Source organism: Pedobacter rhizosphaerae (genome assembly GCF_900111155.1).
Lineage (GTDB): Bacteria > Bacteroidota > Bacteroidia > Sphingobacteriales > Sphingobacteriaceae > Pedobacter > Pedobacter rhizosphaerae.
Genome location: NZ_FOGG01000044.1, coordinates 26,983 through 37,502, shown reverse-complemented (window position 1 = coordinate 37,502; position 10,520 = coordinate 26,983). Strand labels below are relative to the sequence as shown.

Genomic DNA, 10,520 nt, shown 5'->3' with positions numbered 1-10,520 from the left:
TAATCCGTAGAGGCGCTGCGCTTAACTCTACGGACAGGGTGGTATAGACAAAAACCACCCCGCCTACGCAGTTGCTACCTCACCCCCTCCTTGAAAAGTAGGGGAGCTGGATCTACGATACATTTGTGGGCTAAAAAAGTGTTGCTTGTTACGGGCTATGCGCCTAAATATGGACCCAACACTCCAGACTAACGACTCTTGACTCCAGACTAAAAAAGTGTTACGGTCAAGCAGATACAGCATGAAAAACTTAGGTGCCTAAGGTGGTAAAAAAATCGCGGTTTACTATATCGTTGCAAAGAATATCCGCCCAAGACTCCAGACTAGCGACTAGAGACTCAGGACTAATATTGGAATTAGCACTAAATAGGATACGCTGTTTCACTCTTAGGTTCGGAAAGCACGAAGAAACTCTGCACAGTGGTAATATTAGCCAACGTTGCCAGTTTGTTTCGGTAAAAATCATGGTATGACTCCATGTCTTTGGTTGCAATTCTTAAAATGAAATCGTATGCCCCAGTCATTTGCAAACACTCCATTACCTCAGGAAACTTAGTTACCTGTTCTTCAAACTCATTGAGTGTTTTTTGGGTATGGTCATTCAACAGTACCTGAGAAAAGGAAATGAGATTCCGGTCGATCTTTTTACGGTCTAAAATGGCGACAATTTTCTTGATGTAACCTTGTTCCTTCAGTCGCCTGATTCTTTCATGTATGGTAGCAATAGACTTGTTGAGCTTAAAAGACAACTCCTTATTAGTTAAGGAAGCATCCTTTTGTAGTAATCTAAGAATTCCAAGATCAACGTTGTCAATTTCGTTTTGCATACCTTTAAAAATGATAAAATGGTTTGTTTGAAGTAATTTTTGGATTACAATTTGAATTAATATAACAAATAACCATAAAAAATATGGTTTATTCAAGCTTGATTGTTTGTAATTTTTAAGTTTGTGTTTGTTTTGGTGTTAAAATTCTCTTTTTGAGGCTATAATTCATATGCAGTTTCGTGTATCACCTCAGAAAGAACTAAAAAACTTTGAATATTTCCGATGTAAGGGAGGCTTCCAATCTTTTCTCTTAAAAATTCATTGTACGCTACCATATCCGGCATCACAATTTTAAGCATAAAATCATAATGTCCAGTCAAATGGTAACATTCCATTACCTGTGGGTATCCCGTCATTTCTTTCTTAAAGGCTTTAATGGTTTCTTCAGAATGATTGGTAAGTTGTATATGCGGGAAAGCAATAAATAAGTTGCGAAGTTTTTGAATATCAGCCAAGGCGACCGTTTTCTTAATGTATCCCTCAGTTTTTAATTGCTTAATCCTTTCGGCAATATGGGTCATGCTCTTTTTTAACTTTCCCGCAATTTCTTTGTAAGTAAGTAAGCCATCCTTTTGAAGCAGGTTAAGGATGCTGATATCTGTCTGGTCTAACTTCTTCACTTCTGCCATAGCTACTTAGTGTATATAAATAGTTTTTTATTTGAGTTTGGATGAAGCTAAAATACTTAAAAATTTGGAGTGTAAGGTAAAAATTTGCGTTTTGAACTGCTTTTTGCTTAGTGTAAAAAATACATTTATTGGGGGTTTAATATGGAGGCTAAAAAAATTAAATTCTGTAAAGAATAGCGCAATTTAGTTTCGGCCAAATTTCTGAGTGGTTTAACCCCTCTAAAAAAGTTTTTTTTATCAAAAAAAAGATTTGATCTACGGTAAAACGCTATAGTACTGAACTTTAAGCTATAGTTTTTATCATCCCAATCAATAAAAAAAAATGCAGCAAAAACACAACTTCGGAGCAGGTCCATGTATTTTGGCACCATCGGTTATGCAACAGGCAGCAAATGCCGTAATCAACTGGAATGATTCTGGTCTTTCTATTTTGGAAGTTTCTCATCGCTCGGCAGCGTTTGAAAATGTAATCAGGAAAACACAGTTATTGGTAAGAGAACTTTTAAATGTGCCTAACGATTATTCCGTACTTTTTTTACAAGGAGGGGCAAGTACACAGTTTGCCATGGTACCTATGAATTTTTTACAGAAAAAATCACGGGCAGCATACCTGGACACCGGATACTTTGCACAGAAGGCCATAAAAGAAGCCCGATTATTTGGTGAAGTAGAAATTATTGCCTCATCAAAAGATAAAAACTATGCCTATATCCCCGATTATTCCAGTAATGATCAAAGGGTTGCTTACCTGCACTGCACCTCAAATAACACCATAGAAGGAACGGAAATGTTTGAGTTTCCTGGTTTTGGTATTCCACTCGTGTGTGATATGTCGTCAGATATTTTTTCGAGGAGAATAAATGTGCGAGATTTCGATCTGATTTATGCGGGGGCACAAAAAAATATGGGACCAGCAGGCATGACCCTGGTTATAGCTAAAAATAAATTCTTAGATAGTGTGAAGGCTGAAGTGCCGGCAATGATGGATTATCGCGTCTTTAGAGACAATGATAGCATGTACAATACACCACCTGTATTTTCCATTTATGTGGCCATGCTTAATTTATTATGGTTAAAAGATCAGGGTGGGGTAGAAGGCATAGAGAAAATGAACATTAAAAAAGCCAATATGCTTTACCAGGAGATAGATCGGAATCCACTATTTAAGGGAACCGCCAATGTTGCACATCGGTCAAGAATGAATGTAACCTTTAAAGCTATTGATGAAGCAACTGAAAAAGCATTTTTGCAATTTGCAGAGGAGCTAGGCTTAGTGGGGATTAAGGGATACAGGACAGTAGGAGGCTTCAGGGCATCACTTTATAACGCACTTCCAATTGCCAGCGTAGAAGTTCTTGTAAATGCAATGAAACAATTTGAAAATAGTCGTAAATTAGAACAAACCCTCCAACTTGCCTAAATTATGGTTAAAATTGCTCCCATAACGGCTATTCATCCCAGTGTGCAAACATTGGAAATACTGCTTGCCAAACTATCAGATGATAAGTCGCAGGAATATGTTTCGCACCGCGACCTATCCTTAGCCCCAAACCCTGTACACATAGATTCCAATCCGGCATTTTACTTATATGAATTTAATAAAGGAACCCTGTTGAAATCGGCTATATGGGCACTTACTGATTTGGCTTTAACACCAGAATCGGTTATCAAGGGACATGAGCAAACGCTCTGTAACAAGGTAGAATCCATTAAAAATGATCGGAAAAACAGATCATGGGAAAAATCTCCCGTAGTAATGGTTCATCAACCCATTGCGGCTTTGGAAGTATTGATCGATCAGATTAAACAGAACATCGATCCAATGGAGCAACCCTGGAATAGTTTAGGGCATACGATCTGGAAGATTACAGACCTTAAACTTATTCAAGAGATATCCGATTGTATAGGCAAACTCGAAGAAATATATGTAGCAGATGGTCACCACCGTTTAGAGGCCGCTTATTTGGGTAAAACAGAAGAATTTCAAGGAATTAGTACTTTGTTTGTTCCATGGGACGCGATTACGATAAGCCCTTTCCACCGCGTCATTAACCTGGATAAGGCCTTAAGCAGCGGTTCTTTTTTGAAGGAAATTGAAAAATATTATTTTATTTCAGTCATTCCGAATAATGTGCCCTATCGCCCCGACCGTAAACATAGGCTTGGAATGTACTATCAATCTGTTTGGTATCAGTTAGATTTAAAATCCAATACAAGGGAATTGTTGTCGCAACCAGACTCGGTGGTTCTACAGCACAAGATTTTAGCTCCTGTTTTAGGTATTGATGATCCACAAACCGATGAGAGACTCAATAATGTACCCGATAAAAACTGGAGTAAAATGATTGAAGAAATCGAATCGAATACAGATCTGATCGCTTTTACGCTTTATCAAATGGATACCGTCGATTTCATCTCCCATGCTAAAAGAGCTTCGTTCTTACCGCCAAAATCTACTTACATAGAACCAAAAGTTCCATCTGGTATGATGATGAATGCCGTATTACCGATAAAAAATAACCCAACAGCACATCAACAACTTTAAAATAAAATACGCATGCTAGGGCTTAATACAGAAGATGTAGGAATGTTATTGGCAACTTCAATTATTGGAGCAGTACTGGTATGGGGAACCATTAAGGTACTGTTTGCTTCCATTCAAAAAAGAAAGATGGACAGGAGACGGGATTATTTTTGAGGAAATAACGGAGTGTCTTTTGTAATGCTGGCTCTTCTCGAGGAGTACATGTGCAATTGGTTAGTCGGTGAGTTTGTTTAACTGTTTAATCGTCTAACTGTTTAATCGGGGAGTTGTTTGAATGTCTAACTGTGAATTGAAAACTGCCAACTGCTTTGTCGGTTAGTTGGTGAATCGGTTAGTCGGTGAGTTGTCTTAATGCTTAATCGTCTAACTGTTTAATCGGGGAGTTGTTTGAGTGTTTAACTGTGAATTGAAAACTGCCAACTGCTCTGTCGGTTAGTTGGTGAGTTGTTCAGTCGGTGAGTTGTTTAACTGTTTAATCGTCTAACTGTTTAATCCAGGAGTTGTTTGAGTGCCTAACTGTGAATTGAAAACTGCCAATTGGATTATCGGTTGCTGGGTTGTTTAACTGTTTAATTGATGAATTGTTTAACGGAAAATTGAAAACTGCTAACTGCAAACTGCCAACTGCCTTCCGCTTTAAGTATCGGCTTCTTTAGCTGGTAAACTGAGAAAAATGAATTACGACATCCACGTAGGAAGTATTTTAGGCTTTCCGGGTAAGGTGTTGGCTTTTTTAGCTTCCCTTATTGGAGCAAGTTTACCTATAACAGGTTTCTTAATCTGGTATGGAAGGAAATTTAAAAAGAAGGGAAAAAAGAAGGATGCTATTCCGGTTTCAGGGTTAAAAACGGGCAATGTACCTAAAAGAATTTATCCTAAGCCTGTAACTAAGCCAACAGAAGTTGTTGAAGTAGAATAAATGACCTTTTTAGTTTGTTAAGGCGTTTTATGCTGTTTATTTACTGAAATAGAAGTGATTTATTTTCAGTTTTTACCTGTTTTTAATTTTTATAGGCAGGAAAATAAATTTTTTAATCAAAATGGCTCTTCATTTATATGGAGAGCCATTTTTGTGTTGTAATCAGCATAGAAAATAAATTAATTTTTGTTCGGATAGATTAATCTTATACATTTACAAAAAACTTTAGGGGTGCCCTTGTGCTGAGATATACCCTTTGAACCTGATGCGGTTAGTACCGCCGAAGGGAAAAGTAAGAGCAAATTATTTGCTGTCTTTTCATTCCCCGTAATGGGGCAATTCCTATGGTTTTTCCAATTTGAGTCAAATGGAAATAACGATAAACAATCAAAACTATCAATTAAGAGAAACCTGTTCGGTAGAGCAGTTGCTTTCTGATATGCAAGTTCCCAACACCAAAGGAATAGCTATCGCTGTTAATCAACAAATCATTCCCAAATCGAAGTGGAATACCCATTCCATTCAACATGGCGACCAATTAACAGTCATTAAAGCCACTCAGGGCGGATAGTAGCAATCTAATCAACATGAAAAACCAAAAAGAAACCATCTCCGGACAAATCAGCCGAGATCCATTCCCAGCTTCCAAAAAAGTTTTTGTAAAAGGACAGCTTCATGATATTGAAGTGGCCATGCGGGAAATCAGTTTAACGGAAACTAAAATCCACAACGGATTTGGATTGACAGAACCCAACACTCCCGTAACCGTTTACGATACCAGCGGACCTTACACCGATGTAAATGCCGAAATTGATGTGAAATTAGGATTGCCCAAGCTTAGGGAATCCTGGATTACCAAAAGGGAAGATGTAGAGCAGCTGGAAGGCCTGAGTTCTGCCTACGGACAGCAAAGGTTGGCAGATGAAAAGCTGGATGGGTTGAGATTTGCACACATCAACAAACCCTTCAGAGCCAAAAAGGGAATGAATGTTTCTCAAATGCATTATGCCAAAAAGGGTATCATCACGGCAGAGATGGAATACATTGCCATAAGAGAAAATCAACGGATAGATTTATGGTATGAGCAAAACGGAGAACCTTTTTTAAATCACCAGCACGAAGGAGAGAGTTTTGGGGCAAATACCCCAAAAGGATACATTACACCTGAATTTGTAAGGCAGGAAGTAGCTGCAGGGAGGGCCGTTATTCCATGTAACATCAATCACCCTGAACTCGAACCAATGATTATTGGCCGCAATTTTTTGGTGAAGATCAACGCGAATATCGGTAATTCAGCCGTTACCTCTTCCATAGAAGAAGAAGTAGAAAAAGCTGTTTGGGCATGCCGTTGGGGTGCAGATACCATTATGGATCTTTCAACAGGGAAAAATATTCATGAAACCAGAGAGTGGATTATCCGCAATTCACCAGTTCCGATAGGGACCGTTCCCATTTATCAGGCATTGGAAAAGGTAAATGGTAAGGCAGAGAATTTAACCTGGGAGATTTTCAGAGATACCCTAATCGAACAAGCAGAACAAGGGGTAGATTATTTCACTATTCATGCAGGGGTACTGTTGCGCTATATTCCACTAACAGCCAAGCGGATTACCGGTATTGTATCGAGAGGTGGTTCTATTATGGCAAAATGGTGCCTGGCACATCATCAGGAGAACTTTTTGTACACACATTTTGCTGAGATTTGTGAGATCATGAAGGCTTATGATGTTTCTTTCTCTTTAGGTGACGGATTAAGACCAGGTAGTATTGCCGATGCCAATGATGCCGCCCAATTCGCTGAATTGGAAACCCTGGGAGAGCTAACCAAAATTGCCTGGCAACATGATGTACAAACCATTATTGAAGGACCAGGGCACGTTCCTATGCACCTGATTAAAGAAAATATGGAAAAACAGCTGGAACATTGTGCGGAAGCACCCTTTTACACTTTAGGCCCGCTAACTACCGATATTGCACCGGGTTATGACCATATTACTTCGGCTATTGGTGCAGCCATGATTGGTTGGTACGGCACTGCCATGCTTTGCTATGTTACCCCGAAAGAACATCTGGGTTTACCCAATAAAAAAGATGTTAAGGATGGCGTAATTACTTACAAAATTGCAGCTCATGCGGCAGATTTGGCCAAGGGACACCCCGGAGCACAGTTCAGAGACAATGCTTTAAGTAAAGCCCGCTTCGAATTCCGTTGGGAAGATCAGTTTAATTTGGCCCTGGATCCAGATACTGCAAGAGAATTTCATGATGAAACCCTTCCTGCAGATGGTGCAAAGATTGCCCATTTTTGTTCCATGTGCGGACCAAATTTCTGTTCGATGAAAATTACGCAGGATGTACGTGAATATGCGGCAAAGCAAGGGCTGGATGAACAATTGGTGCTCGAAAAGGGAATGCAGGAAAAGGCACAGGAATTTAAAAATAAAGGAAGCGAAATCTATTTGTAAACCAGGATGAAGCTCATTGTAATTTCTAATCCGATAGCCTACAAAGGGGAGAAGCAAATTGTAAATCAGTTGTTTGATGAAGGTTTGGAGATTTATCATTTGAGGAAGGAAAAGGTGTCAAGAGATGATTATAGCAAGTATATTGAGGCTATTAATCCGAAATACCACCATAAAATTGCCTTGCACCAGTATCATGAATTGGCAGTTAATTACGGTATAAACCGATTCCATTATCCAGAATATGAACGTACCAAACAACTTTTTATAAAAGCTGAAAATGGTATTTACAGTACATCCATTCACCAGTTAGCTAAGCTGAAAGAAGTTAAGGCATTCAGCTATACTTTTTTTAGTCCAGTGTTTAACAGTTTATCTAAAACAGGTTACATGGGACTGGTAGATGAACACTTTAAGCTGGATAAAACAAATGATGATCCAGTGATTGTTGCGCTTGGTGGTATCTCTGCTCAGAATATTAAACAGGTAGCAGATATGGGGTTTGATGGTGCAGCAGTATTGGGTGCTTTATGGAATGATCCTTCAAATGCCCTCAACACCTTCAAACTTCTTCAAAAGGAATTAGAAACCAATGAGTTTCAGTAAAAGATAAAATAATATGATTGATAGAATACACTATATCTCACAAGGCGGTACACCAGGCGATCATTTGAAATCAATAGCAGACGTACTTCTTGCCGGTGCAAAATGGATTCAATTGAGAGTGAAAAATACGGATGAAAATACGTTACTCCAAATTGCTGAAAAGGCGATGGAGTTATGCAATACGCATGCTGCGAAGCTAATCATTAACGACCATCCGGCAATCGCATTAAAGGTGGGGGCTCATGGCGTTCATTTAGGGCTGGAAGATATGCCTGTAAAAGAGGCCAGAGCTATTTTGGGGCCAGATAAAATCATTGGAGGCACGGCAAATACCTTTGAACAGGTCATTCAGCGTATAGAGGAAAAGGTAGACTACCTGGGGGTTGGACCTTTCCGCTTTACCACAACCAAAGAAAAACTTAGTCCGATTTTAGGTGCACAGGGCTTTCAGGATATCATAAAAAGGCTCAATGCACTCCACCTGTCTATTCCAATCATCGCTATTGGAGGTATAGGAGTGGAAGACGTTGCTTCGGTTATGGAAACCGGAGTTTATGGTGTTGCAGTATCAGCTGCCTTAACCAATCAGCCAGATATTTCCCGTGCCTACCAAAAAATTCAAAAAGAAATCAATATTCAAACCGTTTAACCCATCACCGATGTTAAAAATAGCAGATAAAATATTTCAATCGAGATTATTTACAGGCACAGGGAAATTTAGCTCCGCTGTAGAAATGGAAAATGCGCTCCTGGCTTCAGGATCCGAATTGGTTACGGTTGCCTTAAAGCGTGTAGATATGAACGATGCCAGCGACGATATTCTTAACCACCTGAAACATGCTCATATTCACTTACTGCCCAATACCTCAGGCGTACGCAATGCGAGAGAAGCAGTTTTTGCCGCTCAGTTGGCAAGGGAGGCACTGGAAACGAACTGGATTAAGCTCGAGATTCATCCCGATCCTAAATATTTAATGCCCGATCCGATTGAAACCCTAAAAGCAACAGAACAACTGGCCGCATTAGGTTTTGTCGTGTTACCGTATATTCATGCCGATCCGGTGCTTTGTAAGCGCCTGGAAGAAGCAGGAACAGCTGCAGTAATGCCTTTAGGCTCTCCAATTGGAAGCAATAAAGGATTAAAAACTTTCGATTTCTTAGAAATTATCATTGCGCAAAGCAATGTTCCTGTAATTATAGATGCCGGAATTGGTGCCCCATCTGATGCCGCCAAAGCAATGGAAATGGGGGCAGATGCGGTATTGGTCAATACAGCAATCGCCAGTTCTGCAAACCCGATAGAAATGGCCCGGGCTTTTAGTATGGCTGTAGAATCCGGAAGAATTGCCTATGAAGCGGGCCTTGGCCGCATTCAATCGGAAGCCATTTCTACAAGCCCTTTAACCTCCTTTTTAAATGACTAGTTTTAAAGATATTTTTTACCAATATAGCTGGCAGGAAAGCAAGGAAAAGATTTACGATTCTACCGCTAAAGATGTAGAACGCGCGCTAACTGCTCCCCAACGGTCATTAGACGATTTTATGGCCCTGGTATCGCCTGCAGCAGCACCTTACTTGGAAGATATGGCGCAGTTAAGCCATCAGCTTACGCTTCAGCGTTACGGCAAGGTTATCCAAATGTATGTTCCGCTTTATCTCTCCAATGAATGCAACAATATTTGTACTTATTGTGGCTTTAGTTATGATAATAAGGTGAAACGGAAAACGCTCAGCCCAATGGAGATTATGCAGGAAGTTGCAGTAATTAAAGATATGGGGTATAACCATGTGCTTCTGGTTACAGGTGAGGCCAATCAGACCGTTCATGTAGACTATTTTGAAAAGGTACTGAATTTAATTAAGCCTCATTTTTCACACATTTCCATGGAAGTTCAACCCATGGATGTAGCAGATTACGAACGGTTAATTCCCCTGGGCTTAAATACGGTTTTGGTTTATCAGGAAACGTATCATCAGGAAGATTACCGTAAACACCATCCCAAAGGGAAAAAATCAAATTTCGATTACAGGTTGGAAACTCCAGATCGCCTGGGTGGTGCTGGAATACATAAGATGGGCTTGGGCGTGCTGATTGGATTGGAGGATTGGCGCACAGATTCTTTTTTTACCGCATTGCATTTATCCTATTTAGAAAAACGATATTGGCAAAGTAAATACAGCCTTTCCTTTCCAAGGTTGAGGCCGTTTAGCGGTGGATTAGAGCCTAAGGTAAACATGAACGACCGGGAGTTGGTGCAGTTAATTTGTGCCTATCGGATTTTTAATCAGGAGGTAGAGCTTTCTTTGTCAACCAGAGAAACTATCGCTTTTAGAAATAATGTACTTAAATTAGGCATAACCGCCATGAGCGCAGGATCGAGAACTAACCCCGGTGGATACGCTGTGGAGCTTGAATCTTTAGAGCAATTTGAAATTTCAGACGAACGTACTGCACCTGAGGTGGCAGAAATGATTAGAAAGGCTGGTTACGAGCCTGTTTGGAAAGATTGGGACAATGTATTAAACCCTTAA

General features: G+C 39.8%; 11 protein-coding genes, 1 pseudogene and 1 riboswitch. Of the genes and pseudogenes, 10 read left to right on the top strand and 2 right to left on the bottom strand.

Going from position 1 to position 10,520, the window contains the following annotated elements; all coding sequences use genetic code 11:
* Positions 1–362: 362 nt before the first annotated feature.
* Entirely contained in the window at positions 363–827 is a 465-nt protein-coding gene (locus BMX11_RS21880; RefSeq protein WP_090888913.1) for an Lrp/AsnC family transcriptional regulator, read from the bottom strand.
* A gap of 158 nt (positions 828–985) precedes the next feature.
* Positions 986–1,456, bottom strand: coding sequence for an Lrp/AsnC family transcriptional regulator (locus BMX11_RS21875; protein ID WP_175474643.1), 471 nt, complete (start codon positions 1,454–1,456; stop codon positions 986–988).
* 322 nt (positions 1,457–1,778) lie between these two features.
* Here BMX11_RS21875 and serC point away from each other — a divergent pair, with 322 nt between their 5' ends.
* The 10 genes and pseudogenes from serC to thiH all read left to right on the top strand — a co-directional run bounded on the left by serC (position 1,779) and on the right by thiH (position 10,520).
* Positions 1,779–2,876 carry a 3-phosphoserine/phosphohydroxythreonine transaminase gene (serC, locus tag BMX11_RS21870; protein ID WP_090888903.1) on the top strand — a complete coding sequence of 366 codons (1,098 nt, stop codon included), beginning with the start codon at positions 1,779–1,781 and terminating at the stop codon, positions 2,874–2,876.
* A 3-nt stretch (positions 2,877–2,879) separates the two neighbouring features.
* Positions 2,880–4,001, top strand: a complete 1,122-nt coding sequence (locus tag BMX11_RS21865) for a DUF1015 family protein (RefSeq protein ID WP_090888901.1) — start codon at positions 2,880–2,882, stop codon at positions 3,999–4,001.
* A gap of 12 nt (positions 4,002–4,013) precedes the next feature.
* Entirely contained in the window at positions 4,014–4,154 is a 141-nt protein-coding gene (locus BMX11_RS24455; RefSeq protein ID WP_175474642.1) for a hypothetical protein, read from the top strand.
* A gap of 493 nt (positions 4,155–4,647) precedes the next feature.
* Positions 4,648–4,920: pseudogene (locus BMX11_RS21860) on the top strand (PepSY domain-containing protein); the annotation flags it as partial.
* A 217-nt stretch (positions 4,921–5,137) separates the two neighbouring features.
* Positions 5,138–5,226: riboswitch (TPP riboswitch) on the top strand.
* A 61-nt stretch (positions 5,227–5,287) separates the two neighbouring features.
* Positions 5,288–5,491 carry a sulfur carrier protein ThiS gene (gene thiS, locus BMX11_RS21855; protein ID WP_090888899.1) on the top strand — a complete coding sequence of 68 codons (204 nt, stop codon included), beginning with the start codon at positions 5,288–5,290 and terminating at the stop codon, positions 5,489–5,491.
* A gap of 16 nt (positions 5,492–5,507) precedes the next feature.
* Entirely contained in the window at positions 5,508–7,385 is a 1,878-nt protein-coding gene (gene thiC / locus BMX11_RS21850; protein WP_090888897.1) for a phosphomethylpyrimidine synthase ThiC, read from the top strand.
* 6 nt (positions 7,386–7,391) lie between these two features.
* Positions 7,392–7,988 (top strand): thiamine phosphate synthase, encoded by a 597-nt coding sequence (locus tag BMX11_RS21845; RefSeq protein WP_090888895.1) that lies wholly within the window; start codon positions 7,392–7,394, stop codon positions 7,986–7,988.
* Between the two features lie 13 nt (positions 7,989–8,001).
* Positions 8,002–8,637, top strand: a complete 636-nt coding sequence (locus tag BMX11_RS21840) for a thiamine phosphate synthase (RefSeq protein WP_090888892.1) — start codon at positions 8,002–8,004, stop codon at positions 8,635–8,637.
* A 10-nt stretch (positions 8,638–8,647) separates the two neighbouring features.
* Positions 8,648–9,412, top strand: a complete 765-nt coding sequence (locus BMX11_RS21835; protein WP_090888889.1) for a thiazole synthase — start codon at positions 8,648–8,650, stop codon at positions 9,410–9,412.
* Positions 9,405–10,520 carry a 2-iminoacetate synthase ThiH gene (gene thiH, locus BMX11_RS21830; RefSeq protein ID WP_090888886.1) on the top strand — a complete coding sequence of 372 codons (1,116 nt, stop codon included), beginning with the start codon at positions 9,405–9,407 and terminating at the stop codon, positions 10,518–10,520. The genes BMX11_RS21835 and thiH overlap by 8 nt, the downstream gene beginning before the upstream one ends.